Origin of the sequence: Pseudomonas paraversuta, from assembly GCF_904067025.1 — a bacterium.
GTDB lineage: Bacteria > Pseudomonadota > Gammaproteobacteria > Pseudomonadales > Pseudomonadaceae > Aquipseudomonas > Aquipseudomonas paraversuta.
In genome coordinates, this window is sequence record NZ_CAJFDA010000001.1 from 611,979 (window position 1) to 636,861 (window position 24,883).

Genomic DNA, 24,883 nt, shown 5'->3' on the forward strand with positions numbered 1-24,883 from the left:
ATGTCTCAGCCGATACGCCTCAAAGACCACGAGAAAGACGCACGCCTGGTGCGCGGACGAGTCGTGGTCGGCGCAATTGCGGTGGTGGTACTGATTTGCGTCCTGCTTGCACGCCTGTATTTTCTGCAGGTGGTGCAGTACGAGTACCACTCGACCCTGTCGGAAAACAACCGGGTGCATGTGCAGCCGATTCCACCGACCCGCGGCCTGATCTTTGACCGCAATGGCGTAGTGATCGCGGACAACCGTCCCAGTTTCAGCCTGACCATGACCCGTGAGCGTTCGGGCGATTCGCAGCAGGTGCTCGACGTTATCGTTGAAGTCCTGCAGCTCACGCCGGAAGATCGTGCGTTGTTTGAAAAACGCATGAAGCAGGGGCGCCGGCCGTTTGAGCCAGTGCCCATTCTGTTTGAGCTGAACGAAGAGCAGATCGCCCGGATTGCCGTGAACCAGTTCCGCCTGCCCGGGGTTGAGGTGGTTGCGCAGCTGGTACGGCATTACCCGCAAGGCGCGCACTTTGCGCACTCGGTGGGTTACATGGGGCGGATCAACGAGAAAGAGCTTAAAACCCTCGATCCGGTCAATTACAGCGGCACCCATCACATCGGCAAAACCGGTATCGAACGCTTCTATGAAGCCGAGCTGCACGGTCAGGTGGGCTACGAAGAAGTTGAAACCAACGCCCGGGGCCGGGTATTGCGGGTGTTAAAGCGCACCGACCCGATTCCCGGCAAAGACATCGTGCTCAGCCTCGATATCAAGCTGCAAGAGGCGGCCGAAGAAGCACTTGCCGGTCGGCGCGGGGCGGTAGTTGCCCTGAATCCGATGACCGGTGAAGTGCTGGCCATGGTCAGTCAGCCAAGCTTTGACCCCAACCTGTTTGTCACCGGCATCAGCTTCAAGGCCTATGCCGAGTTGCGCGATTCGATTGACCGCCCGCTGTTCAACCGCATCTTGCGCGGTCTGTACCCGCCCGGCTCGACCATCAAGCCGGCAGTAGCGATTGCCGGTCTGGACAGTGGCGTGATCAATGCTTCGACCCGGGTCTACGATCCGGGCTATTACCAGTTGCCCAATTACGATCACAAGTACCGTAACTGGAACCGCACCGGTGATGGCTATGTCGACCTGGACACCGCGATCATGCGGTCCAACGACACCTATTTCTATGATCTGGCCCACAAGCTGGGCATCGATCGTTTGTCGACCTACATGAACCAGTTCGGTATCGGCCAAAAAGTCTCCCTCGACATGTTCGAAGAGTCGGCTGGCTTGATGCCGTCCCGGGAGTGGAAGCGCGCGACCCGGCGTCAGGCCTGGTTCCCGGGCGAGACCCTGATTCTGGGGATTGGTCAGGGTTATATGCAGTCCACGCCTCTGCAGCTGGCGCAGGCGACTGCGCTGATTGCCAGCAAGGGCAAGTGGATTCGCCCGCACCTGGCCAAAACCATTGAGGGCGTGGCGCCGGTCGATCCTAACCCGATGCCCGATATCATTCTTCGCGACCCGTCCAGCTGGGCCAAGGTCAGTCACGGCATGCAGCAAGTGGTGCACGGTGCCCGCGGCACTGCGCGGGTTGCAGGCGTCGGGGCGCAATACCTGATTGCCGGCAAGAGTGGTACGGCGCAGGTCGTGGCGATCAAGCAGGGTGAGAAGTACGACCGCTCCAAGGTTCAGGAACGTCACCGTGACCACGCCTTGTTTGTCGGCTTTGCCCCGGCCAACAACCCGCAAATTACCGTCTCGGTCATGATTGAAAACGGTGAGGCGGGCAGTCGGGTTGCCTCGCCGGTGGTGCGTAAGGTCATGGATGCCTGGTTGCTGGATGCTGACGGCAAGCTCAAACCCGAATACGCCAGCCCTTTAAAGGCAGAGGTTACGGCCAATGATTAGTAATTTTGACCGCATCCTCTCCAGTGAGGACGTGATGCGTCGACGTGCCACGCTGCTGCAGCGTTTGCATATCGATGGTCCGCTGCTGATTCTGCTCCTGACCCTGGCTGCGGGCAGTCTGTTTGTACTCTATTCGGCCAGCGGTAAAAGCTGGGACTTGCTGAGCAAACAGGCAACATCCTTCGGCATCGGCCTGGTGTCGATGTTTATCATCGCCCAGCTCGAGCCCCGCTTTATGGCGCGCTGGGTGCCGGTGGGCTACCTGGTCGGGGTGATGTTGCTGGTGGTGGTGGATGTCATGGGCCACAACGCCATGGGCGCTACGCGCTGGATCAACATACCGGGGGTCATTCGCTTCCAGCCCTCGGAGTTCATGAAGATTCTGATGCCGGCGACCATCGCCTGGTATCTGTCCAAACGCACGCTACCGCCACAACTCAAACACGTGGCAGTCAGTTTGCTGCTGATCGGCATTCCCTTTGGTCTGATCGTGCGTCAGCCCGACCTCGGCACCGCGCTGCTGGTTCTGGCGGGCGGCGCGTTCGTGCTGTTTATGGGTGGCTTGCGCTGGCGCTGGATTATCAGCGTGTTGGCGGCGGCCGTGCCGGTGGCAATTGCCATGTGGTTTTTCATCATGCATGACTACCAGAAGCAGCGAATCCTGACCTTTCTCGATCCTGAGAGCGATCCGCTGGGCACCGGCTGGAACATTATCCAGTCCAAGGCCGCCATCGGTTCGGGCGGGGTATTCGGCAAGGGCTGGCTGCTGGGCACCCAGTCGCACCTGGATTTTCTGCCTGAGAGTCACACCGACTTCATCATTGCGGTGATGGGGGAGGAGTTCGGTCTGGTGGGTATCTGTGCGCTGTTGTTGATCTACCTGTTGTTGATTGGTCGGGGCCTGGTGATTACCGCCCAGGCACAGACGCTGTTCGGCAAATTGCTGGCGGGCAGCCTGACCATGACGTTTTTTGTTTATGTTTTCGTCAACATCGGTATGGTCAGTGGCCTGTTACCGGTGGTGGGCGTGCCATTGCCGTTCATTAGTTACGGCGGAACTTCGCTCGTGACGCTGCTGTCAGCGTTTGGGGTTTTGATGTCGATCCACACTCATCGCAAGTGGATCGCACAAGTTTGATTAAGGTGAAGAATTCAATGCAAGTAATGCGTGGCTGGGCCGCTCGATACGCGTCCTGGATGGGCCTGCTGGGTCTGTTCGGGGCAGCGCAGGGCGCGGTGGCCGGCGACTATGAAGGCTCGCCCCAGGTGGCTGAGTTTGTCGGTGAAATGACTCGCGATTACGGGTTTGCCGGCGAGCAGCTGATGGCCGTGTTCCGTGATGCCGAGCGCAAGCAAAGCATCCTCGATGCGATCTCGCGTCCGGCGGAGCGGGTCAAACAGTGGAAGGAATACCGCCCGATCTTTATCTCTGACGCCCGCGTGGCCCGGGGTGTGGATTTCTGGCGTGAGCACGAAGCCGTGCTGGCCCGTGCCGAAAAGGAGTATGGGGTTCCGGCCCAGGTCATTGTGTCGATTATCGGTGTCGAAACCTTTTACGGGCGCAACACCGGTAGCTATCGGGTGATTGATGCGCTGTCGACCCTGGGTTTTGACTACCCGCCGCGCGCCGAGTTTTTCCGCAAGGAGTTGCGTGAATTTCTGCTGCTGACCCGCGAAGAACAAGTCGATCCGTTGAGCCTCAAGGGCTCTTATGCCGGGGCCATGGGGTTGCCGCAGTTCATGCCGAGCAGCTTTCGTGCCTACGCAGTGGACTTCGACGGCGATGGCCACATTAATATCTGGAGCAATCCGGACGACGCCATCGGCAGTGTTGCCAGTTACTTCAAGCGTCACGGCTGGGTGGCCGGTGAACCGGTGGTGGTGCGTGCCGACGTACAGGGCGACAGGGCAGATGAAGGCTTGACCCAGGGCATCGAACCGGTCAAAACCGTCGGGGAGTTGCGAGCGCTGGGCTGGTCGGGTCATGATGCGCTGCCGGACGACCTGCCGGTCACGGCGTTCCGTCTTGAAGGCGTCAATGGCCCTGAATACTGGATGGGCCTGAAGAATTTTTATGCGATCACGCGCTATAACCGCAGCGTGATGTACGCCATGGCAGTGCATCAACTGTCCGACTTGCTGGTTCAAGCACGGGGCAACAAGTAATGCCGTTTCTAGCAATCCGCACACCTCTTAAACTCGCAACCTGCGCCGCTATTGCGCTGCTGGTGGTGAGCTGCACCAGCAGTCGTCCGAACAGCCCGCAAAAGCCGACGGCCGTTGTTTCCAAACCGGGGCTGGACATCAACCGTGCCCACAAGGACGGCGCGCCGTGGTGGGACGTCGATGTTTCGCGCATCCCGGACGCGACGCCGACCCTGCACTCCGGTCCTTACAAGGCCGCGCCGTACTCGGTGCTGGGCAAGACCTACTTCCCGATGCAAGAGTCCAAGACCTACGTGGCCTCGGGCACTGCGTCCTGGTACGGCACCAAGTTCCATGGCCAGAACACCGCCAATGGCGAGGTTTATGACCTGTACGGCATGAGCGCGGCGCACAAGACCCTGCCGCTGCCCAGCTATGTCAAGGTAACCAACCTGGATAACGGCAAGGCCGTGGTATTGCGGGTCAACGACCGTGGCCCGTTTTATTCGGACCGCATCATCGACCTGTCCTACGCAGCCGCCAAGAAACTGGGCTATGCCGAAACCGGCACCGCACGGGTCAAGGTTGAAGGCATTGACCCGCAAGCCTGGTGGGCGCAACGTGGGCGCCCGGCGCCATTGATGCTCAATGAGCCGAAAGTGGCCCAGAACACCGCCCCGACAGTGACGACCGGCAAGGTCGAGCAATGGACGCCACCAGCCCAGCAGCATGCCGCCGATGTCGTGCCGGTCAGCCCGATGGTCAAAGGCCAGGGCACGTATTTGCAGGTTGGCGCTTTTGCCAATCCGGATGCCGCCGAGTTGCTTCGTTCCAAACTCAGTGGCATGGTCAGCGCTCCCGTGTTCATCAGCTCGGTTGTGCGTAATCAACAAACCTTGCACCGCGTTCGCATGGGGCCGATTGCCTCGGTAAATGAAGTGCAGCAGACACAAAACAGCGTGCGACTGGCCAATTTGGGCCAGCCGAGCGTTGTGACCGATCAGTAACACCGGTTAAAGCGTTGTGCCTCCAGGCCTGGGGGCGCAAACGCAGTTGCAAGGGCCAAGAACAAAAGCCCTTCGAGGGGCAGGTTTGCAACTGAATACGCGACAGCCAGTCAAACGGCTGTCAGAACAGTTTTGCCCGCGAGGGTAAGTTTCCATTAACAATTTCGAGAGACGGATGAACATCACCACCTTTGCCAAACGCCTGTGCCTGCTTGTCCCGCTGATCATCACCCCGGCTGCCTGGGCAGTCGAGATGATGCCGTCGCCGCCACAACTGGCTGCCAAGGCCTATGTCCTGATGGATGCCAACAGCGGTAACGTGCTGGTTGAAAACAACGGCGACCAGCGTCTGCCGCCGGCCAGCCTGACCAAGCTGATGACCGCTTACATCGCGACCCTGGAAATCCGTCGCGGCCAGATCGGCGAGAACGATCCGGTAACTGTCAGCGAGAACGCCTGGCGCACCGGTGGTTCGCGGATGTTCATCAAGGTAGGTACCCAGGTTTCGGTCAGCGACCTGCTGCACGGGATCATCATCCAGTCGGGTAACGATGCCAGCGTAGCCCTGGCCGAGCACATTGCCGGCAGCGAAGATGCGTTCGCCGACATGATGAACAAGACCGCCGGTGAGTTGGGCATGACCAACAGCCACTTCATGAACCCGACCGGCCTGCCGAACCCGGATCACTATTCGTCTGCCCACGACATGTCGTTGCTGGCACGCGCGATCATCCACGAAGATCCGACTCACTACGCGATCTACTCGCAGAAAGAGTTCTTCTGGAACGGTATCAAGCAGCCTAACCGCAACCTGCTGCTGTGGCGCGACAAGACCGTTGATGGTCTGAAAACCGGTCACACCGACGAAGCCGGCTACTGCATGGTGTCTTCGGCTGTTCGCGATGGCATGCGTCTGATTGCTGTGGTATTCGGTACCAACAGCGAAGCGGCACGTGCTGCTGAAACCCAGAAGCTGCTGACCTACGGTTTCCGTTTCTTCGAAACCCAGACCTTCTACCAGAAGGGTGTTGAACTGGCTCAGGCTCCTGTCTGGAAAGGCACCACCAATCAGGTCAAAGCCGGTCTGGCTGAAGATTTGACCCTGACCCTGCCTAAAGGCCAATTGAAAAAGCTGGCAGCAAGCATGACCATGAATCCTCAGCTGATGGCGCCTATTGCCAAAGGCGACGTGATCGGCAAGGTTGAAGTCAAACTTGACGACAAGGTCGTGCACAGCGCTGACCTGATTGCACTTGAGCCTGTCGAGGAAGGTGGTATTTTCCGACGCGTATGGGACAGCATCCGTCTATTCTTTTACGGCCTGTTCAACTGATTGCACTCACCTGTATGACCCCGCGCTTACCCTGCGCGGGGCACGTATGTAGTTCTGGGCTTACGAGGCCGATACGCCATGACCGATACCGAAGTAAAGGCGCCAAAGATCGAATTTCCGAACGTTGATTATCCGGTTAAGGTGATCAGCGACACGGGTGTGGGCAATAAGGACAAGATCATCGATATCGTGAAAAAGCACGCGACGGTAAACGATGATCGTGTTGACGAGCGCCAGAGCACCAATGGCAAGTACACCACGATCCAGTTGCACATCGTTGCGACCGATCAGGACCAGCTGTACAACATCAACAGCGAACTGCGAGCCACCGGCTTCGTGCACATGGTGCTTTGATGTCGCAGGTGCTGGGTATTCGCGAGCTGGGTGTGGCCGACTATGAGTCCACCTGGCTGGCGATGAAGCACTTTACCGACGGTCGCGACAAGCACACGGCGGACGAAGTCTGGCTGGTGCAGCATCCGCCGGTATTTACCCAGGGGCAGGCAGGCAAGGCCGAACATCTGCTGCTGCCGGGGGATATCCCGGTGGTCAAGTCCGACCGCGGTGGCCAGGTGACCTACCACGGTCCCGGGCAGCTGGTCGCATACCTGATGCTCGACGTACGGCGCCTCGGTTTTGGTGTACGTGATCTGGTTACCCGGATCGAGCATTGCCTGATCGACCTGCTCGCCAGCTACGGCGTGACCGCCGCAGCCAAACCTGATGCGCCAGGGGTGTATGTTGAGGGGGCTAAAATCGCCTCCCTGGGCCTGCGAATTCGCAATGGCTGCTCTTTCCACGGCCTGGCACTGAATGTGGACATGGACCTGGAACCGTTTCGACGGATTAACCCCTGTGGCTATGCGGGGCTGGCGATGACCCAGTTGCGTGACCATGCAGGGCCGATTGAATTTGCCGAGGTAGGTGCCCGGCTGCGTACGCAGCTCGTCAAACACCTCGACTATGCTGAGCAGACGACCCTTACGGGCGGAATTGATTGATATGACTACTGCGCAAGACGCTGTTCAAACCCTGATCCCTACGCTGGATATCTCAGAACGTGTGGCCCGTGCGAACGAGGCCCGTTCCAAGGTCGAGACCGGCGTTAAATTGCGCGGTGCCGAGAAGGTTGCGCGTATCCCGGTAAAAATCATTCCGACCACCGAGCTGCCGAAGAAACCGGACTGGATTCGCGTGCGCATCCCGGTCTCGCCGGAGGTCGACCGCATCAAGGCGCTGCTGCGCAAGCACAAGCTGCACAGCGTGTGCGAAGAAGCATCCTGCCCGAACCTGGGCGAATGCTTCTCGGGTGGTACCGCGACCTTCATGATCATGGGTGACATCTGCACCCGTCGCTGCCCGTTCTGCGACGTTGGCCACGGCCGGCCGAAGCCGCTGGACGTGAATGAACCGCAAAGCCTGGCGATTGCCATCGCTGACCTGGGCTTGAAGTACGTGGTGATCACCTCGGTGGACCGTGACGACCTGCGTGATGGCGGTGCCCAGCACTTTGCCGACTGCATCCGCGAAATCCGCAAGCTGTCGCCGAACGTGCTGCTCGAGACCCTGGTGCCCGATTACCGTGGCCGGATGGACGTGGCACTGGAAATCACTGCTGCCGAGCCGCCTGATGTGTTCAACCATAACCTCGAAACCGTGCCGCGCCTGTACAAGGCTGCACGTCCGGGTTCTGACTATCAGTGGTCGCTGACCTTGCTGCAGCGCTTCAAGCAAATGATGCCGCACATCCCGACCAAATCCGGCCTGATGCTGGGTCTGGGCGAGACGGACGAAGAAGTCATTGAAGTGATGAAGCGCATGCGCGAACACGACATCGACATGCTGACCCTGGGCCAGTACCTGCAACCGTCGCGCAGCCACTTGCCGGTACAGCGTTTCGTGCACCCGGACGTATTCGCCTGGTTTGCCGAAGAAGGCTACAAAATGGGCTTCAAAAACGTGGCGTCGGGCCCTCTGGTACGTTCGTCGTACCACGCCGACGAACAGGCCAAGCTGGTCAAGACCATGTTGGTAGGCGCCTGACTCCATGAATAGCCGGCTCACCGCGCAGGTGTCTTACAAGGCCCACAGCGCGGTGCCCGCGCTTCCCGCTGGCGGGGTGATCGCCCTGATCGCCCCGGCAGGTCCCGCCGAACTGGATCTCGAACTCGCCACCCAATGGATGGCCGCACGCGGCTATCAGCTTCGGGTATTGCCGGGGGTGTGGGAAAAGGATGGCTATCTTGCAGGTTCAGACGCTGTTCGCTTGCGTGATTTGCACGATGCGTTTGCGGATGAAAGTGTTGATGCCATTTTCTGTTTGCGCGGTGGCTATGGCAGCCCGCGCCTGCTGGCAGGTATCGATTTTGCGTTGCTGCGCCGCAACCCCAAGCCTTTTGTGGGGTACAGCGACATCACCGCGCTGCATCTGGCGATCACCCGTTATGCAGGCTTCGTGACCTTTCACGGGGCAATGCTGAACGCCGATTTGCTGGGTAACAAGCTGGAGCCGACCGAGTCCGGTTTATGGCAGATGTTGAGCGGGCAGCAATCGCCCGTCCTGGAGCATCCGCCAGCCTTTGCCCTGACCACCCTGGCCCCGGGCAGTGCCAGCGGCCGCTTGCTGGGCGGCAACCTGTCGATGATCTGCGCCACCATCGGTTCAGCGTTTGAGCTGGACGATGAAGGCATCATTCTGTTTATCGAAGACGTCAACGAGCCTTTGTACCGGGTCGATCGCCTGCTTACGCACTTGCGTCTGGCAGGTAAGCTGAATCGGCTGCGTGGTGTTCTGGTGGGGGATTTCGCCGGGGTTGATAGCGTGGCGCTGCACCGGCTGCTCCAGCAGGAGCTGGGGCCTTTGGGCATACCGGTACTGGCTGGCTGGCGCAGCGGGCATTGCAATCCAAACCTGACGTTGCCACTGGGGGCTCAGGTCAGGCTGGATGCGGACCAACAGCAGTTGGTGCTCGAACAGCCAGTTGTAACCTGACCCTTACCCCTTCGCACCTACTGGCGCAAACTCTCCAGCAACTTGTGACTCGGGTAGCCGTCTGCCGGCCAGCCCAGGGCTTGCTGTGCGCTGCGGATTGCTTTGCGGGTGTTGGCACCAATGATGCCATCGGCATTGCCGGCATCGTAGTTGCGCTGGCTGAGCAGGGTTTGCAGCTCGACACGCTCGGAACGGCTCAGCGGTCGCTCATCTTTTGGCCACTCGCCCAAAATAACCCCGCCGCCGTTGAAGCGCTCGGACAACAGGCCCACGGCCAGTGCATAGGACGATGAGTTGTTGTAGCGCAGAATGGCGCGGAAGTTATCCAGCACCAGGAAGGCCGGGCCCCGGTAACCGGCAGGCAGTAGCAGGGTGGCACTTAGCTGTTCGGAGCCGGCAGGCAAGGTGGCGCTGCCTGTCAGTGAAACGCCCAGTTTCTGCCATTCGCCGACGCTTTTTCTGATCGCGCCATCAGCCAGTGCATAGTCGAAACCGGCGGGCAGTCTCACTTCAAAACCCCAGGGCTGGCCTTGCTTCCAGCCGGAGCTCTGCAAATAGTGGGCAGTCGATGCCAGGGCATCCGCCGAGCTGTTCCAGATATCCCGACGGCCGTCACCATCGAAATCCACTGCGTGGGTTTCATAGGTGGTCGGAATGAACTGGGTCTGGCCCATGGCGCCGGCCCAGGAGCCGAGCATCTTGTCGGGGGTTACATCGCCTTCCTGGATGATCTTCAGTGCGGCGATCAGTTGGCTCTGCGCAAATTCCGGACGGCGCCCTTCGTAGGCCAGGGTGGCCAGTGAGCGAATCACTGACTTATTGCCCTGGAACGTACCGAAGTTGCTTTCCATGCCCCATACCGACACCAGGGCCTGGCGATCAACGCCATAACGCTGCTCGATCTGGCTCAGCAGTTCGGCGTTTTGTTCCAGCAGGCGCTGACCATTACGCACGCGCAACGGCGATAGCGCGCCATCGAGGTATTCCCACACCGGACGGCTGAACTCGGGCTGGCTGCGGTCGGCCTTGATCACGCTCATGTCGGGGGTGAGGCCGCTAAAGGCGTTATCGAACACCTCGGGGCGGATCCCGGCCTTGAGTGCCTGCTCGCGGAAGTTGGCTTGCCACTCGCTGAAGCTTTGGGCGGGGGCAATGACGGGCATGTCGGCGATGGCCACACCAGGGGTCGCCACGGGAGCGGCGGGTGTGACAGGCAGAGGCTGAGCATCGGCTGCGGTGGGCTTTTCTGCGCAGGCGACTAGAAGAATGACGCTGGAAGCAGCGATCAGTTGGCGCATCGGCCAACCACGTTTATGACTTAGGGGCATGCGCAGGTCCAGGTAATGCAAAACAGATGCAGACCTTATCATCCCCGCCGTCAGGCAGCCAGAAAGTAAAAAGCCTCCCGGTCTCTCGACTGGAAGGCTTCGCGGCGGTAGCTGCCTTTGCCTTTGGCGGGGCGTTCCTGGCGGCTGCGGAACAAGGGTTGGGCGACGATGGATTTGGCCTTGTTGGGGCGCTTGCTCATGGCATTTGCTCTCGCTTGGTTTGAACAGACGCAAATCATCGGCCAGATTTTTTGCGTTGTCCAGTACCGTCAAAGCCAGCTCCCGCAGGATTATTCCGCAGGTAGATTCAGTCGTTGCCCACACATCAGCAGTGTTAATCGACTCAGGCTGCTCCAGGCGGACCCGCCTGCCTGCCCCTTGATTTGTGCGTCGATGCGTTGCGCGTCCATCAGCAGTTGTGCCCAGCGTTGCGCTGAATAGCGTTGCAGGGCTTTGCTCATCAACGGTTTGCGCTTGTCCCAGACGGGCGGTCGGGCCTGGCTGAAGGCTTTGTCCAGCGGGATGCCCTGGCTGTATTGCAGCGCAATATTGGCCAGCACCCGGAGTTCGCGGGCCAGTGCCCACAAGATGACCGGCGGCTCAACACCCTCACCGCGCAGGCCTTCAAGCATGCGCAGGGCGTGGGCGGCCTCGCCATTGAGTACGGCATCGACCAGGCCAAACACATCAAACCGCGCGCTGTCAGCCACTGCAGCCTGTACGGTTTCGACAGTGATCTGGCCTTCTTCAGCCATCAGCTTGAGCTTTTCGACTTCTTGCGCGGCTGCCAGCAGGTTGCCTTCGACCCGTGCCGCAATCAGTTCGACAGCGTCCTGGCTGGCGGACAGGCCCGCCTGAGACAAGCGCTGGCGAATCCATTGCGGCAACTGACTGGCATCCACTGGCCAGATCTGTACGAACTGGGTTTGCGGGCCCTCGATCAGTGCTTTGCCCCATTTGGTCTTCTGTGCGCTGCCATCGAGCTTGGGCAGGCTGACGAGCAATAAAGTGTCTTCGGCAGGGCGCGAGCAGTATTCGATCAGGGCAGCTGCGCCTTTGTCTCCGGGCTTGCCCGAAGGCAGGCGCAGTTCCAGCAGACGCTTTTCGGCAAACAGCGACATGCTGGCGCCCGCTTGCAACAACGAACCCCAGTCAAAACTGGCGTCGGCGCTGAAAACCTGGCGCTCATCGAAACCTTGCTGGCGTGCAGCGCTGCGAATGGCATCGGCCGCTTCCTGGCACAGCAGCGGGTCATCGCCGCTGACGATGTAGACCGGGGCAAGGCTGCCTTGCAGGTGTTTGGCGAGTTGGGCGGGGGCGAGTTTCATAGGGGCTTGATAGATAGCGGGGCGCCTGAGCGCCCCGTATGCCTTACTGGTTTTGCAGTTCGAGTGGCGACTGTTGAGGGGTTGCCTCTTGAGCCTTGCGTGCAGCGTCGAGGGCTGCGGCCTCGGCCCGGGCCTTCTCGTCAGCGACCTTTTGCAGATCGGCCAGGCGTTCTGGTGTCAGTTGCTCAAGACGCAGGACCATTTGTTGCACGAGATCGCGGCGCATTTCCTTGCGAGCCATTGCTGCTTCCTGGGCGGAACCGGTGATGTTGCTCGGGTCCTGCAGGTAAATCTTGTGCACTTCTAGCTTGTTGTTGAGCAATGCCAGATTGTTATTACCCTGAATCTCGTAGTTAAGTACGTTCGTCAGTTCATATTCGACCGAGTTACCGGTACCGGCGTAGCTGGCTGCTCGCTGGGATTCTTGTTCGTTGGTCAGTATCAGTTTGTAAGGTGCGCTGGCGGTGATTTTAACGCCGCTGTTTTCCAGCGTCTGGCGCAGCTCGCGCACAGTATCGCCGTAAGCGTTACGCGCGGTGAGATCAAGCTCGGTGATTGTCAGCTGATTGGTGCCGGTACCGCGCAGCTGGAAGCCGCAGGCACTCAACAGAACAGCGAGACCCATCACCAGCAAATTGCGTTTGATCATGTGTAGCTCCCCTTGAAACCAGATAGGCCGACTGAGCGGCCCTGAAGGTTTTATTGGGCGCCCGCACTGGGGGCGGGCGCCTGTTCCAATTTAGCTGGCGACGATATTGACCAGTTTGCCTGGCACAACGATCACTTTGCGGATCGTCAGGCCTTCGGTAAAGCGCAGCACGTTTTCGTTGGTGCGGGCAGCCGCCTCAACGTCTTCACGGCTGGCGCCGGCCGGCATCTCGATATGACCGCGCAATTTGCCATTGACCTGGATAACCAGCTGCAAGGTGTCTTGAACCAGTGCATTTTCGTCCAGCGTCGGCCATGGCGCGTCGATGACTGCACCGGCGTGGCCCAGCTGGTTCCACAGCTCATGGCTGATGTGCGGCGTGATGGGGGCCAGCACCAATGCAACTGTCTCAAGGCCTTCCTGCAGCAAGGCGCGATCCTGTTCGGTGGCTTGCGGTGCTTTTTCGAGCACGTTCATCACGGTCATCACCTGGGCGACGGCAGTGTTGAATTTGTGATGCTGACCGACATCCAGGCTGGCTTGCTTGATGGCCTGGTGGATAGCGCGACGGATTACTTTTTGCCCGTCGTTCAGGGTAGCGATGTCCAGTGCTTGCGGCAGGCCCTGGCCAACGTGGGCGTGAGCCAAGCGCCATACGCGCTTGAGGAAGCGGTGTGAACCTTCAACACCCGAATCCGACCACTCCAGGCTGGCGTCAGGCGGCGATGCAAACATCATGAACAGGCGGCAGGTATCGGCGCCGTATTGTTCGATCATGGATTGCGGGTCAACACCGTTGTTCAGCGACTTGGACATCTTCTGCGTGCCGCCGATTTCCACCGGCAGGCCGTCGCTCTTCAGCGTGGCGCCGATGATCTTGGCCTTGGCGTCACGTTCGATGACAACGTCGTCAGGGTTGAAGAAGTCCTTGCCGCCGTTGTCCAGCGTACGGAAGTAAGTGTCGGCGATCACCATGCCCTGGGTCAGCAGGTTCTTGAACGGCTCGTTGGAGCTCACCAGGCCTTCGTCGCGCATCAGCTTGTGGAAGAAGCGTGCATAAAGCAGGTGCAGGATGGCGTGTTCGATACCGCCAATGTACTGATCAACCGGTAGCCAGTGGTCAGCCGCCGACTTTTCAACCAGGCCGCCTTCATAGTGGGGCGAGGCGTAGCGGGCGTAGTACCACGACGACTCGACGAAGGTGTCCATCGTGTCGGTTTCGCGTTTGGCCGGTGCGCCGCATTTAGGGCAGCTGCACTCGTAGAACTCAGGCATGCGCGCCAATGGCGAGCCGGCGCCATCGGGCACGACGTCTTCCGGCAGCACGACAGGCAACTGGTCTTGTGGTACCGGAACGTCACCGCAGGTATCGCAGTGCACGATCGGGATCGGGCAGCCCCAGTAACGTTGGCGGCTGATGCCCCAGTCGCGCAGGCGGAACTGGGTGCGGGATTGACCCAGGCCTTTGGCGGTCAGGGCCGCTTCCATGGCGTCGAATGCAGCCTGGAAGTCCAGACCGTCGAATTCGCCGGAATTGATCAGGAGGCCGTGTTCGTTATAAGCCGCTTGCCACGGAGCCGGTGTCTCGTCGCCAGCGCTGGTGCGAACAACCGGCTTGATCGGCAAGTTGTACTTGGTGGCGAATTCGAAATCGCGCTCGTCATGTGCCGGAACAGCCATGACTGCGCCATCGCCGTAATGCATCAATACATAGTTGGCGACCCATACCGGGAGCTTTTCACCGGTCAGCGGGTGCTTGACGAACAGCGGGGTTGGCAGGCCCTTTTTCTCCTGGGTCGCCATGTCGGCTTCGGCAACACTGCCGCCCTTGCATTCAGCGATGAACGCTTGCAGCTCGGGATTGCCTTGTGCAGCCTGGGTCGCCAGCGGGTGCTCGGCAGCCACGGCCACGTAAGTCGCGCCCATCAGGGTGTCTGGACGGGTGGTGAAAACCTTGAGCGTACCCGCTTCGCCGATGGAGTCGACGTCGTAGGGGAACTGCACTTCCATGCCGCGGGATTTGCCAATCCAGTTGCGCTGCATGGTTTTGACCTGCTCCGGCCAGCCGGGCATGTCATCGAGGCCTTCAAGCAGTTCATCTGCGTAGGCAGTGATCTTGAAGTAGTACATCGGGATTTCGCGCTTCTCGATCACCGCGCCGGAACGCCAGCCGCGGCCGTCGATCACTTGCTCGTTGGCCAGAACGGTCTGGTCAACCGGGTCCCAGTTCACGGTGCCGTTTTTACGATAGATCACGCCTTTTTCGAACAGGCGAGTGAACAGCCATTGTTCCCAGCGGTAGTAATCGGGCTTGCAGGTAGTGATTTCCCGGGACCAGTCCACAGCCAGGCCGAGACTGCGCAGCTGGGTTTTCATGTAGGCAATGTTTTCGTAGGTCCACTTGGCCGGCGCGACGTTGTTCTTCATCGCGGCGTTTTCGGCAGGCATGCCGAAGGCGTCCCAGCCCATGGGCTGCAGGACGTTTTTGCCAAGCATGCGCTGGTAACGGGAGATCACGTCACCGATGGTGTAGTTACGCACATGCCCCATGTGTAGCTTGCCGCTTGGGTACGGGAACATCGATAGGCAGTAGTAGGTTTCCTTGCCTAGATCTTCGCTGACTTCGAAGGACTTTTGGTTGTCCCAGAATGATTGGGCGGCGGCTTCTATTTCACGGGGCTGATATTGTTCGTGCATGGCTACTTGTACTAATAAAGGGTGGCCTAATCCTCTTCAACTTATACCGGCTATTGTGTTGCCCGGTCAGGTTGGAGCAGGGGTTACAGGAAGTCCCGTAGCATACATGACCCCACTCTATCGAGGGAAACCCTGATTGTCTCATCACTCCGTTGGTCGCAGCAGCACGCTGGTTTTTGAAGCGCAGCTAAACTCTGCGAGGGGAAGAACTATTTCCTTAATGAGGTGAACGGATGGCAGAGACGCAACGCAAAGCTATAAAAACGCAGGTGTATGAGCGGCTGATTGATCGTTTGAGTGTGGCTCTTGATTCAGCAAACACGGCAGTTCGATTACGAGACGAACGTCCTGTCGAGCTGGAACTGCGTGGTTTGAGTCGTGCCGAGTTGGAGTTGATCAACGTCTATTTGAACCGGATCGGGCGTGAGGCTGATGGACGCTCGCAAGGCAGCATGAACGAACGGGATACCCGCCCCAAGGCCAAGGTCATCTGGCTGAAGGACAGGGTACAGGGAGTATAGGGGCACTCGGCGTTTCGGCCGGCCCATGATGCAAACTGTGTCACGACACAGGTACCCTCGGTATGACGTAACAGGTGTTTGAGTTTTTGACCTGCCCTGTTGATGCGTCGCTTTAACCCCCTTAGGCTTCGGGCATCTGTGGAGATGCCCGATGCCTATTCGATATTTCGTTAAACAACTTCTTTTACCCCCCGGAATTCTCTTGCTGTTGCTGGTGCTCGCCTGGTGGCTACGTAGCACCCGTCCGCGGCTGGCCGGCGTGCTGTTTGCATTGGGGGTAGGCGGTTTGTGGCTGATGAGTTTGCCGGTGGTCGTGCAATGGGGCGCCCGCGCGATCGAGCGTGAGCCGGCATTGGCCCCCAGCGAATGGTCGACCCTGGCCGGGCGTGCGGATGCCATTGTGGTGCTCGGCTCCGGACGCGAGCGGGGTGACCCTGCATGGGGCAGCGACCAGCCCACGGCAATGGGCCTGGAGCGCCAGCGTTATGCCGCCCGGCTGGCCAAGGCTTCGGGTTTGCCGGTATTGACCACGGGTGGCCTGCATTACGGCACACCGCCCAGTGAGGCACAGATGATGGCGGACTCGTTGCGCGATGATTTCGGGGTGCAAGTACGCTGGAAGGAAGAGCAAAGCCGGACCACGTGGGAAAACGCACAGATGACGGCCGACATCCTTCTGGCGCAAGGCATCAAGCGGGTAGTGGTGGTCACCCAGGCCTGGCATATGCCGCGTTCGGTGTGGAGTTTTCAACAGGCAGGGTTTGAGGTAGTGCCGGCCCCGGTCGGTTTCTTCAGCGCTGATAGCGAGAGACCGCTGGGTGGCTGGATGCCAGAGTACAAATCGTTCTGGCAGTCCGGGCTGTTGCTTAATGAAGCGGTGGGGCAGATTGCCTACCCCTGGTTGTATCGCTGACTGCACAGTGTTTTTTTGCGGGAGCTGGCTTGGCAGCGTGCAGGAAGTTCGATTTATCCTGCCGGCTGTGGCGACTCCATCGCTGACAAGCCGGCTCCCACAATATTCCTTTTAGCTGTGCTTGCGCATCACACCGTCTTGGCAATCCGGCTGGTGATCAGTGCCCAGCCTAACAACAGGCAGCACAAAATGATCAGTGGCCAAGAGCGCCATTGCAGATAAGGTGTGAGGTTGTGCATCGGCACCACTTCGCCGTACAGGATGCCGCGCTCGAATTGCGGAATTTGTGTGGTGATTTGCCCGTTCGGGTCAATCAGTGCAGTGACACCATTGTTGGTTGCCCGAATCATCCAGCGCCCGGCCTCAAGCGCGCGCATTTGCGCCATCTGCAGATGTTGCAGCGGACCAATAGAGGTGCCGAACCAGGTGTCGTTGCTGATGGTCAACAAAATATCGCTCTGGGCGGCAAGGCCGGCCACGAATTCCGGGTACACCACTTCATAGCAAATCAGCGGCGCGATCTGATAGCCCTTGGCTTGCAGCATGGCCTGGTCGGCCGGGCCGCGAGCAAAGTCGGACATCGGCAGATCAAAGAACGCAATGACCCCGCGCAGCACGTCCTGAAGCGGAACGTATTCGCCAAACGGCACCAGCTTCTGCTTCAGATAGCTGCCATCCCCCTCGCCAACGGCGGTGATACCATTGAAATAGCGCGATTCATGGCGCACTTCCTGGCGAATCGGCACGCCGGTAATCAGCGCTGAATTCCGCTCGGCAGCAAAGCGGCTCATCATGCTCAGGAAGCCTTCGGCGTTCTCCTTGAGCACCGGGACCGCTGTTTCTGGCCAGATAATCAGGTCGGCCCGTTTAGAGCTGAATGTCATGTCGCGGTACAGCGCCAGCTGCGCATCAAGCTGTGCCGGGTCCCATTTCATGCTTTGTTCGATGTTGCCCTGAATCGCCGCAACACTTAGCGGGTCACCCGAGGGGCTGGTCCAGGCGTGATGCTTGAGCGCCATGCCGATGCCCCACGGACCGATCAACAGCGCGGCGCCGGCAACCACAAAGGCTTTGTTTTTGGCCTTGATCAGGCGTGGCAGGTTGCACAGCAAGGCTGCGGTCAGTGCCAGAGTGAAGGAAATCAGCCACATGCCTCCCAGCGGGGCGAGCCCGGCCAGAGGTCCGTCAAGTTGGCTGTAACCCGAATAGAGCCAGGGGAAACCGGTGAGGAACCAGCCGCGAAAGGCTTCCTGGACCACCCACAGCGCCGCAAACGCCAGCGTGTCCGCCAGTGGAGCTTCATTGCGCCGGATCCAGCGTGCCCAGATCCAGGCTGGCAGGGCGAAGAACCAGGCAATTGCCGCCGTAAAGGCCAGCATCAACAGTCCCGCCAGCAGCACGGATGCGCCACCAAAGTGGTGAATGCTGTAGTAAATCCAGCTGGTGCCGGCGCCGAAGAGGCCAAAGCCATAACACCAGCCACGGCCCAGCGCCTGTTTTGGCGACAGGTCGCGCAGACCGAGATAGAACAGGGCCAGGGCTACCAGTGCCAGTGGCCAGATATCGAAGGGGGCCAACGCCAGGGTTGTCAGTGCGCCGGCCACCACGGCCAGCAAGTTACCGGGCCAGCCGGGGGGTGTTATCCAGCGCATTTCAATCCTTAGGGTTTGGGTTTAGCGGGCAATAGGCGTCAGACGAATCAAATGAATCCGGCGGCTGTCAGCATTCAGGATGCGGAAGCGGTAAGGACCTATTTCAGTGATTTCGTTGCGTTTTGGCAAGTGCCCGAATGCACTCATGACCAGGCCGCCCACGGTATCGAATTCATCGTCGGAGAATTCGCTGTCGAAGAACTCGTTGAAGTTCTCGATGGGGGTCAGGGCCTTGATCAGGAAGTCGCCGCTGGGCAGCGGTTTGATATAGCTGTCTTCTTCAACATCGTGCTCGTCTTCGATATCGCCGACGATTTGCTCCAGCACGTCTTCAATCGTCACCAGACCGGCCACACCGCCGTATTCGTCAATCACGATGGCCATGTGGTTATGGTTGGCGCGGAACTCGCGCAACAGTACGTTAAGGCGCTTGGACTCAGGGACAAAGGTCGCCGGACGCAGCAAATCCTTGATGTTGTACTTGTCGCCGTTCTCTTGAAGGATCAGCGGCAGCAGGTCTTTGGCCAGGAGGACGCCCAGGACGTCGTCGTGACTTTCGCCGATCACCGGGTAGCGCGAGTGCGCCGCATCGATGATCGCCGGGAGAAACTCGCGGGGTGTCTGGGTCGCCTTGATGCTGATCATCTGCGAGCGCGGAACCATGATGTCCCGTACCTGCAGGTCAGCCACCTGGATGGCGCCTTCGACGATGGCCAGTGCTTCACTGTCCAGCAGTTTGTTCTGGTGTGCTTCGCGCAGCAGCTCAAGCAGCTCCTGGCGGTTTTTCGGCTCATGGGCAAAGGCCTGGGTCAGTTTACCTAACCATGACTTTTGCCCGTTGCTCGATCGGTCTTCGCTCATAGCGATTTACTCGTATCCCTTGGTAGTTTTAGTGGGTGTTAATCAGCTTCGTCGTCTGCATAGGGGTCAGGGTGACCCAGCTCTGCAAGCAACGTTCGTTCCAGCGCTTCCATCTCTTCGGCTTCTTCATCTTCTATATGGTCGTAACCCAGAAGATGCAAGCAGCCGTGAATCACCAGGTGAGCCCAGTGGGCGTCCAGCGCCTTGCCTTGCTCTGCCGCTTCGCGCTCAACCACCGCAACACAAATCACCAGATCACCGAGTAACGGAATATCCAGGAATTCGTCTGGCACGTCGGCCGGGAAGGACAGAACGTTGGTTGCGTAGTCTTTCTGGCGCCAGGTGCGATTGAGTTCACGGCCTTCGGCTTCGTCGACCAGGCGAATGGTCATTTCCGAGTCGGCAGTACGTTGGCGCAAAGCCAGTTCGCACCATTGGCGGAACCGGGCTTCGTCGGGGGCAGGCGCATCAGTGGCCCGTTGCAGGTCAAGCTCAAGCATCGCGGCGGTAATCCTTTGCAGCGGGCAGTGCGGCCAGCTTGTCTGCAGCTTCCTGTTCATAGCGCCCGTAGGCTTCTACGATGCGCTGCACCAGAGGATGGCGCACGACATCTTTGGACTGGAAGTGGGTGAAACTGATGCCCGGTACATCCTTGAGCACTTCGATGACATGGTTGAGCCCGGACTTGGTGCCTTTTGGCAGGTCAATCTGGGTAATGTCACCGGTGATCACGGCGGTAGAGCCGAAGCCGATACGGGTCAGGAACATTTTCATTTGCTCGACGGTGGTGTTCTGGCTTTCGTCGAGAATGATGAAGCTGTTGTTCAGCGTGCGACCGCGCATATAGGCCAGGGGCGCCACTTCAATGACCTGGCGTTCGATCAGCTTGGCCACATATTCAAAGCCCAGCATCTCGTACAGCGCGTCATACAGCGGGCGCAGATACGGGTCGATTTTTTGCGACAGGTCGCCGGGCAGGAAACCGAGCTTTTCGCCCGCTTCGACCGCCGGGCGCACCAGCAGGATGCGGCGGATTTGCTCGCGCTCCAGAGCATCCACGGCACAGGCCACGGCCAGGTAGGTCTTGCCGGTACCGGCCGGGCCAATGCCGAAGTTGATGTCGTTGCCCAGGATTTCTTTGACGTAGCGCTGCTGGTTGATGCCGCGAGGGCGAATCATGCCCTTTTTGGTGCGCAAAGCGATGCTGGCTTCAGCCACCGGGTTGCTGTCCAGGTCTTCTACTGCTGATTCTTGCAGGAACAGATGCACCATGTCCGGCGAAAGTTCGGAAGCCTTGGTTTCGCGGTACAGGCGGCGCAGCAGGTTTTCTGCGGAGGAGGTCAGTTTGGGGTCGCCGATCAATTCGAATTGATTGCCGCGATTGCGGATTTCGATCGTGAGACGTTGTTCGATCAAGCGCAAATGCTCGTCGAATTGTCCGCACAGATTGGCGAAGCGGCGAGCCTCAAAAGGCTCAAGGAGAAAACGATGTGGTTCGATGGGTGCGTTCAAGGTCGTATTTAGCCGCCCTTAGGCAATTGAGATGAGTTGAAGGATAACGCTAGCAGACCTCGTACGAAAGGACTTCGCTAAATGTTTGACCTTCACTGCAGGAGCGAGCTTGCTTGCGAGCTTTTGAAAGCCAGCAGCTCGCTCCTGCAATATGGAAGGGTTGCTTAATTCAGCAGCGAGCCCCGCAGCGAGTGCGGCTGGGCGGCATCGATGTGTACGTCGGCAAATTGCCCGATCAGTTGCGGGTTGTCGCAGCGGAAGTTGACGATACGGTTGTTCTCGGTTCGGCCTTGCAGTTCACCGGGGTCTTTCTTCGAGTAGTCGGTGACCAGGATCCGCTGGGTTGAACCCACCATCTGTCGGCTGATCTCGAAACCCTGCTGATTCAGGCGATGCTGCAGCGCGTTCAGACGCTCTTTTTTACGCTCCTCCGGCGTCTCGTCAGCCAGGTCAGCCGCCGGAGTACCGGGGCGCTGGCTATAGACAAAGGAGTAAGAGAAGTCGAAGCCGACGTCTTCGATCAGCTTCATGGTCTGTTCGAAGTCTTTTTCGGTTTCGCCGGGGAAGCCGACAATAAAGTCTGAGCTGATGCAGATGCCCGGTACCGCAGCGCGCAACTTGCGCAGCTTGGACTTGTACTCCAGCGCCGTATGGTTGCGCTTCATCGCAGAGAGAATGCGGTCCGATCCCGACTGCACCGGCAAGTGCAGGTGTTTCACCAGTTCCGGCACCTCGGCGTGGGCCTGGATCAGGCTGTCGGAGAACTCCAGCGGGTGCGAGGTGGTGTAACGAATGCGCTCGATGCCGTCGATCGCCGCCACTACGCGAATCAGTTCGGCAAGGTCCGCCAGGCGGCCGCCTTCGGTCAGGCCGCGATAGCCATTAACGTTCTGACCCAGCAGGGTCACTTCACGTACGCCGTTTTCAGCCAGGTGCAGGACTTCGGCCAGCACGTCGTCGAAGGGGCGGCTGACTTCTTCGCCGCGGGTGTAGGGCACCACACAGAACGTGCAGTACTTGCTGCAGCCTTCCATCACCGAGACGTAGGCGCTCGGGCCGTCGATGCGGGGCTCCGGCAGGTGGTCAAACTTTTCTATTTCCGGGAACGAAACATCGACCTGCGGCAGCTTGGTGAGGCGTGCGGCGTCGATCATTTCAGGCAGGCGGTGCAAGGTCTGCGGGCCGAAAACCACGTCGACATAGGGCGCGCGATCACGGATCGCCGCGCCTTCCTGGCTGGCGACACAACCGCCCACGGCAATCACCATGTCGGGATTGGCCAGTTTCAACTCGCGCCAGCGGCCCAGCTGCGAATACACGCGGTCCTGGGCCCGTTCCCGGATCGAGCAGGTGTTAAGCAGGATGACATCAGCGTCTTCAGCGCGCGCTGTGACTTCCAGGGCCTGATGTTCACCCAGCAGGTCGACCATGCGCGAGCTGTCGTACTCATTCATCTGGCAACCGTGGGTTTCGATGTAAAGCTTCTTGGCCATGGGTGTTCATCAAGTGATTCAAAGAACCGCACATTATAGGGGGCATGGCCGCTGCTTCCTAGGGTGGCTATGCTATAGTTTGCGCCCTCTTTTTTATCCTTAGATGTTTACCCGCCCACCATGACCAAACGTGAAGCTCCAATCTACAAGGTGATTTTCCTCAACCAGGGCCAGGTGTTCGAAATGTACGCCAAGCAGATCTATCAAAGTGATCTGTGGGGTTTCCTGGAAGTAGAGGAATTCGTCTTCGGGGAGCGTACGCAAATGGTCGTCGATCCGAGCGAAGAAAAGCTCAAGGCTCAGTTTGAAGGTGTTGTGCGCAGCTTTGTGCCAATGCACTCGATTGTGCGCATCGACGAGGTTGAGCGCCTGGGTACGCCAAAGATCAGCGAAGCACGTGGCATGAGCAACGTGATGCCGTTTCCGTTTCCGATGCCGGAGAAGTAGGGCTCAGGAACCTGTGCCGGCCCTGGAGTGATGCGGGCAGGTCAGGGTAGCGGTGAGAACGGCGAGCGTCCGTCGGCCGATTGCAGTTCCAGCAAGTACTTGCGGAAAATCTGTCCCAGCACCTGGGTCGCGGTTTCGAGTTGGTCGCGGGGCATTTGCTCCGCCACCAGGTCGGCAGTGTCCAGTGCATCTTCGGCGCCATTGACGGCTGCCATTTTCAGCACGATATACGCCTGAATGTTATTGGCCGGTACGCCTTCGCCCTTGTAGAACATGGTGCCGAGCTGGAACTGGGCCATGGCGTGGCCTTGCAGCGACGCTTGCTCGAAGTAGCTCAGAGCCTTGTTGAGGTCGCGCGGGGTGTTTTTACCGTCGTAATAGAACTCGCCTAACTCGTATTCGGCTTCTGCATCCCCGTCTTTTGCCGCAGCTTCGCATGCAGCCAATGCCTCAGCCAGGTCTTCTGGTTGAGTATTCAGGGTGCAGCGACCCATTGCTGGGATCAACAACGAGTTACCGCCTGCCTGGACAAGCAGCGGCTGTAGGAGCAACAGGCAGCCCAGAGCAAGGGCGCGGCCGGTGCGGTTCATGGGAATCGACGTACCTCTGAAAGGCGGGCAAGCCCGGCCATGGGATGTATAGGCGCGCATTATGAAATAAGCGGAGGCAACCTTACAAAGTCTTTACTCGTTTTTCTGCTGCCTGAGCGCGATATCCATTGATTTAAGACGATTTTGGACAGGCGGCATAAACGAATGAGCCATAACCGGGATAAAAAACCGGCAAGGGGCTAAACCCTGCCGGTTTTGCGGGTTACTTCAGCGCGGCAAATGCGCGTTCCGCAGCATCCAGTGTCAGTTGCAACTCGGCATCGCCATGGGCGATCGAGGTGAAACCTGCTTCAAAGGCACTCGGCGCCAGGTACACGCCCCCTTCGAGCATCAGGTGGAAGAAGCGTTTGAACAGGTCGGCATCGCTGGCCATGACGTCTTCGAAGGTGACGATGTCATCGGCGCTGCTGAAGTACAGGCCAAACATGCCTCCGGCCTGGGTTGTAACAAATGGAATGCCGGCGGCATCGGCACGTTGCTGCAAGCCGTCGAGCAGGCGGGTGGTGTAGTCGCTCAGCTCGGCGTGGAAGCCCGGACGGCTGATCAGGCGCAGCGTGGTCAGGCCCGCAGCCATGGCCAGCGGGTTTCCGGACAGGGTGCCGGCCTGGTACACCGGGCCCAGTGGCGCGATGTGCTGCATGATTTCGCGTTTGCCGCCGAAGCAGCCTACTGGCATGCCGCCACCAATGATTTTGCCAAAGGTGCTCAGGTCCGGGGTTACGCCGTAATGGGCTTGGGCACCGCCCAGGGCGACGCGGAAACCGGTCATCACTTCGTCAAAAATCAATACCACGCCGTGTTTGTCACACAGGCTGCGCAAACCTTGCAGGAAGCCCGGAGCAGGTGGCACGCAGTTCATGTTGCCGGCCACCGGCTCGACAATGATGCAGGCCACGGTGTCGCCGACTTCGCTCAGCAGCTGTTCAACCGCGTCGATATCGTTGAAGGCAGTGGTCAGGGTGTGTTTGGCGAAGTCTGCAGGAACCCCGGCCGAACTCGGTACGCCTTGGGTCAGTGCGCCGGAACCGGCCTTGACCAGCAAGCTGTCCGAGTGCCCGTGATAGCAGCCTTCAAACTTGAGAATGTTGTCGCGACCGGTAAAGCCACGGGCCAGACGAATGGCACTCATGGTGGCTTCGGTGCCGGAGCTGACCATGCGCACCATTTCCATCGACGGCACAATCGAGCACACCAGATCGGCCATTTCGGTTTCCATGGCCGTCGGAGCGCCGTAGGACAAACCGTGCTCCAGTTGCGCCCGTACCGCATCCAGCACGTCCGGGTGGCTGTGGCCCAGAATCATCGGGCCCCACGAGCCGACGTAATCCACGTAGCGCTTGTTGTCTTCGTCGGTGACGTAGGCGCCTTCGGCGTGCTTGAAGAACAACGGGGTGCCGCCCACGCTTTTGAATGCACGGACAGGCGAGTTAACGCCGCCCGGAATGTGTTTTTGGGCGTTGGCAAACAGGGTTTCGGAACGAGACATGATGGGCTCTCTCTG

The 24,883-nt window shown here is 59.2% G+C and carries 24 protein-coding genes; 12 read left to right on the plus strand and 12 right to left on the minus strand.

Going from position 1 to position 24,883, the window contains the following annotated elements; genetic code table 11:
* The 9 genes from mrdA to JQ848_RS03005 all read left to right on the plus strand — a co-directional run bounded on the left by mrdA (position 1) and on the right by JQ848_RS03005 (position 9,370).
* Positions 1 to 1,893, plus strand: coding sequence for a penicillin-binding protein 2 (mrdA, locus tag JQ848_RS02965; RefSeq protein ID WP_003444190.1), 1,893 nt, complete (start codon positions 1 to 3; stop codon positions 1,891 to 1,893).
* A 34-nt stretch (positions 1,894 to 1,927) separates the two neighbouring features.
* Positions 1,928 to 3,031, plus strand: coding sequence for a rod shape-determining protein RodA (gene rodA / locus JQ848_RS02970; RefSeq protein ID WP_165439601.1), 1,104 nt, complete (start codon positions 1,928 to 1,930; stop codon positions 3,029 to 3,031).
* Between the two features lie 5 nt (positions 3,032 to 3,036).
* The gene (gene mltB, locus JQ848_RS02975; protein WP_177413000.1) at positions 3,037 to 4,059 is read left to right on the plus strand and encodes a lytic murein transglycosylase B; all 1,023 of its coding nucleotides are present in this window, start codon (positions 3,037 to 3,039) and stop codon (positions 4,057 to 4,059) included.
* Positions 4,059 to 5,045 (plus strand): septal ring lytic transglycosylase RlpA family protein, encoded by a 987-nt coding sequence (locus JQ848_RS02980; protein WP_003444183.1) that lies wholly within the window; start codon positions 4,059 to 4,061, stop codon positions 5,043 to 5,045. The genes mltB and JQ848_RS02980 overlap by 1 nt, the downstream gene beginning before the upstream one ends.
* Before the next feature lie 175 nt (positions 5,046 to 5,220).
* On the plus strand, positions 5,221 to 6,378 hold the full coding sequence (locus JQ848_RS02985; protein WP_003444180.1) for a D-alanyl-D-alanine carboxypeptidase family protein: 1,158 nt from the start codon (positions 5,221 to 5,223) through the stop codon (positions 6,376 to 6,378).
* A gap of 78 nt (positions 6,379 to 6,456) precedes the next feature.
* Positions 6,457 to 6,732 carry a DUF493 domain-containing protein gene (locus JQ848_RS02990; protein ID WP_003444178.1) on the plus strand — a complete coding sequence of 92 codons (276 nt, stop codon included), beginning with the start codon at positions 6,457 to 6,459 and terminating at the stop codon, positions 6,730 to 6,732.
* Positions 6,732 to 7,379, plus strand: coding sequence for a lipoyl(octanoyl) transferase LipB (gene lipB / locus JQ848_RS02995; RefSeq protein WP_003444175.1), 648 nt, complete (start codon positions 6,732 to 6,734; stop codon positions 7,377 to 7,379). Before JQ848_RS02990 ends, lipB begins: the two co-directional genes overlap by 1 nt.
* A gap of 1 nt (position 7,380) precedes the next feature.
* Positions 7,381 to 8,421, plus strand: a complete 1,041-nt coding sequence (gene lipA / locus JQ848_RS03000) for a lipoyl synthase (protein WP_060696818.1) — start codon at positions 7,381 to 7,383, stop codon at positions 8,419 to 8,421.
* A 4-nt stretch (positions 8,422 to 8,425) separates the two neighbouring features.
* Complete coding sequence (locus JQ848_RS03005; RefSeq protein WP_010655475.1) at positions 8,426 to 9,370, plus strand: S66 peptidase family protein; 945 nt, start codon at positions 8,426 to 8,428, stop codon at positions 9,368 to 9,370.
* Positions 9,371 to 9,387: 17 nt separating this feature from the next.
* Here JQ848_RS03005 and JQ848_RS03010 read toward each other — a convergent pair whose 3' ends face one another.
* The 5 genes from JQ848_RS03010 to leuS form a co-directional block, all read right to left on the minus strand.
* Entirely contained in the window at positions 9,388 to 10,698 is a 1,311-nt protein-coding gene (locus JQ848_RS03010; protein WP_003444168.1) for a lytic murein transglycosylase, read from the minus strand.
* A gap of 50 nt (positions 10,699 to 10,748) precedes the next feature.
* Positions 10,749 to 10,898: an alternative ribosome rescue factor ArfA gene (arfA, locus tag JQ848_RS03015; RefSeq protein WP_003444166.1), complete on the minus strand. Its 150-nt coding sequence runs from the start codon at positions 10,896 to 10,898 to the stop codon at positions 10,749 to 10,751.
* 90 nt (positions 10,899 to 10,988) lie between these two features.
* Complete coding sequence (gene holA, locus JQ848_RS03020; RefSeq protein ID WP_003444164.1) at positions 10,989 to 12,026, minus strand: DNA polymerase III subunit delta; 1,038 nt, start codon at positions 12,024 to 12,026, stop codon at positions 10,989 to 10,991.
* Between the two features lie 43 nt (positions 12,027 to 12,069).
* A complete protein-coding gene (locus JQ848_RS03025) occupies positions 12,070 to 12,675 on the minus strand; it encodes an LPS-assembly lipoprotein LptE (protein ID WP_003444161.1) in 606 nt (201 codons plus the stop codon).
* A 90-nt stretch (positions 12,676 to 12,765) separates the two neighbouring features.
* Positions 12,766 to 15,372, minus strand: a complete 2,607-nt coding sequence (leuS, locus tag JQ848_RS03030; RefSeq protein ID WP_003444158.1) for a leucine--tRNA ligase — start codon at positions 15,370 to 15,372, stop codon at positions 12,766 to 12,768.
* Positions 15,373 to 15,605: 233 nt separating this feature from the next.
* Between leuS and JQ848_RS03035 the strand changes: the two genes are divergently transcribed.
* Together JQ848_RS03035 and JQ848_RS03040 are read left to right on the plus strand one after the other, a co-directional pair.
* Positions 15,606 to 15,893: a hypothetical protein gene (locus JQ848_RS03035; protein WP_003444155.1), complete on the plus strand. Its 288-nt coding sequence runs from the start codon at positions 15,606 to 15,608 to the stop codon at positions 15,891 to 15,893.
* Between the two features lie 151 nt (positions 15,894 to 16,044).
* Entirely contained in the window at positions 16,045 to 16,806 is a 762-nt protein-coding gene (locus JQ848_RS03040) for a YdcF family protein (protein WP_161719124.1), read from the plus strand.
* A 128-nt stretch (positions 16,807 to 16,934) separates the two neighbouring features.
* Here JQ848_RS03040 and lnt read toward each other — a convergent pair whose 3' ends face one another.
* From lnt to miaB, 5 genes are all read right to left on the minus strand, one after another.
* Positions 16,935 to 18,458, minus strand: a complete 1,524-nt coding sequence (lnt, locus tag JQ848_RS03045) for an apolipoprotein N-acyltransferase (protein ID WP_202210250.1) — start codon at positions 18,456 to 18,458, stop codon at positions 16,935 to 16,937.
* Positions 18,459 to 18,479: 21 nt separating this feature from the next.
* Positions 18,480 to 19,319 (minus strand): HlyC/CorC family transporter, encoded by an 840-nt coding sequence (locus JQ848_RS03050; protein ID WP_003444149.1) that lies wholly within the window; start codon positions 19,317 to 19,319, stop codon positions 18,480 to 18,482.
* Positions 19,320 to 19,357: 38 nt separating this feature from the next.
* Entirely contained in the window at positions 19,358 to 19,819 is a 462-nt protein-coding gene (ybeY, locus tag JQ848_RS03055) for an rRNA maturation RNase YbeY (protein ID WP_003444147.1), read from the minus strand.
* Entirely contained in the window at positions 19,812 to 20,831 is a 1,020-nt protein-coding gene (locus JQ848_RS03060) for a PhoH family protein (RefSeq protein WP_003444145.1), read from the minus strand. Before JQ848_RS03060 ends, ybeY begins: the two co-directional genes overlap by 8 nt.
* Before the next feature lie 164 nt (positions 20,832 to 20,995).
* Entirely contained in the window at positions 20,996 to 22,324 is a 1,329-nt protein-coding gene (gene miaB, locus JQ848_RS03065; protein ID WP_003444143.1) for a tRNA (N6-isopentenyl adenosine(37)-C2)-methylthiotransferase MiaB, read from the minus strand.
* A gap of 120 nt (positions 22,325 to 22,444) precedes the next feature.
* Here miaB and JQ848_RS03070 point away from each other — a divergent pair, with 120 nt between their 5' ends.
* Positions 22,445 to 22,771, plus strand: coding sequence for a DUF1820 family protein (locus JQ848_RS03070; RefSeq protein WP_003444141.1), 327 nt, complete (start codon positions 22,445 to 22,447; stop codon positions 22,769 to 22,771).
* Between the two features lie 41 nt (positions 22,772 to 22,812).
* Here JQ848_RS03070 and JQ848_RS03075 read toward each other — a convergent pair whose 3' ends face one another.
* Positions 22,813 to 23,361: a tetratricopeptide repeat protein gene (locus JQ848_RS03075; RefSeq protein WP_003444140.1), complete on the minus strand. Its 549-nt coding sequence runs from the start codon at positions 23,359 to 23,361 to the stop codon at positions 22,813 to 22,815.
* A 223-nt stretch (positions 23,362 to 23,584) separates the two neighbouring features.
* Complete coding sequence (gene hemL / locus JQ848_RS03080) at positions 23,585 to 24,868, minus strand: glutamate-1-semialdehyde 2,1-aminomutase (RefSeq protein ID WP_003444137.1); 1,284 nt, start codon at positions 24,866 to 24,868, stop codon at positions 23,585 to 23,587.
* Positions 24,869 to 24,883 lie beyond the last annotated feature (15 nt).

Excerpts from the sequence above, each read along its gene's own strand:
- leuS (WP_003444158.1), bottom strand. The coding sequence starts at position 15,372 with ATGCACGAACAATATCAGCCCCGTGAAATAGAAGCCGCCGCCCAATCA.
- mrdA (WP_003444190.1), top strand. The coding sequence starts at position 1 with ATGTCTCAGCCGATACGCCTCAAAGACCACGAGAAAGACGCACGCCTG.
- lipA (WP_060696818.1), top strand. The coding sequence starts at position 7,381 with ATGACTACTGCGCAAGACGCTGTTCAAACCCTGATCCCTACGCTGGAT.
- JQ848_RS03075 (WP_003444140.1), bottom strand. The coding sequence starts at position 23,361 with ATGAACCGCACCGGCCGCGCCCTTGCTCTGGGCTGCCTGTTGCTCCTA.
- JQ848_RS03070 (WP_003444141.1), top strand. The coding sequence starts at position 22,445 with ATGACCAAACGTGAAGCTCCAATCTACAAGGTGATTTTCCTCAACCAG.
- JQ848_RS03010 (WP_003444168.1), bottom strand. The coding sequence starts at position 10,698 with ATGCCCCTAAGTCATAAACGTGGTTGGCCGATGCGCCAACTGATCGCT.
- arfA (WP_003444166.1), bottom strand. The coding sequence starts at position 10,898 with ATGAGCAAGCGCCCCAACAAGGCCAAATCCATCGTCGCCCAACCCTTG.
- lipB (WP_003444175.1), top strand. The coding sequence starts at position 6,732 with ATGTCGCAGGTGCTGGGTATTCGCGAGCTGGGTGTGGCCGACTATGAG.
- JQ848_RS03025 (WP_003444161.1), bottom strand. The coding sequence starts at position 12,675 with ATGATCAAACGCAATTTGCTGGTGATGGGTCTCGCTGTTCTGTTGAGT.
- JQ848_RS02980 (WP_003444183.1), top strand. The coding sequence starts at position 4,059 with ATGCCGTTTCTAGCAATCCGCACACCTCTTAAACTCGCAACCTGCGCC.
- lnt (WP_202210250.1), bottom strand. The coding sequence starts at position 18,458 with ATGCGCTGGATAACACCCCCCGGCTGGCCCGGTAACTTGCTGGCCGTG.
- JQ848_RS03005 (WP_010655475.1), top strand. The coding sequence starts at position 8,426 with ATGAATAGCCGGCTCACCGCGCAGGTGTCTTACAAGGCCCACAGCGCG.
- miaB (WP_003444143.1), bottom strand. The coding sequence starts at position 22,324 with ATGGCCAAGAAGCTTTACATCGAAACCCACGGTTGCCAGATGAATGAG.
- JQ848_RS02985 (WP_003444180.1), top strand. The coding sequence starts at position 5,221 with ATGAACATCACCACCTTTGCCAAACGCCTGTGCCTGCTTGTCCCGCTG.
- rodA (WP_165439601.1), top strand. The coding sequence starts at position 1,928 with ATGCGTCGACGTGCCACGCTGCTGCAGCGTTTGCATATCGATGGTCCG.
- hemL (WP_003444137.1), bottom strand. The coding sequence starts at position 24,868 with ATGTCTCGTTCCGAAACCCTGTTTGCCAACGCCCAAAAACACATTCCG.
- JQ848_RS03035 (WP_003444155.1), top strand. The coding sequence starts at position 15,606 with ATGGCAGAGACGCAACGCAAAGCTATAAAAACGCAGGTGTATGAGCGG.
- JQ848_RS03040 (WP_161719124.1), top strand. The coding sequence starts at position 16,045 with ATGCCTATTCGATATTTCGTTAAACAACTTCTTTTACCCCCCGGAATT.
- JQ848_RS02990 (WP_003444178.1), top strand. The coding sequence starts at position 6,457 with ATGACCGATACCGAAGTAAAGGCGCCAAAGATCGAATTTCCGAACGTT.
- ybeY (WP_003444147.1), bottom strand. The coding sequence starts at position 19,819 with ATGCTTGAGCTTGACCTGCAACGGGCCACTGATGCGCCTGCCCCCGAC.
- holA (WP_003444164.1), bottom strand. The coding sequence starts at position 12,026 with ATGAAACTCGCCCCCGCCCAACTCGCCAAACACCTGCAAGGCAGCCTT.
- JQ848_RS03050 (WP_003444149.1), bottom strand. The coding sequence starts at position 19,319 with ATGAGCGAAGACCGATCGAGCAACGGGCAAAAGTCATGGTTAGGTAAA.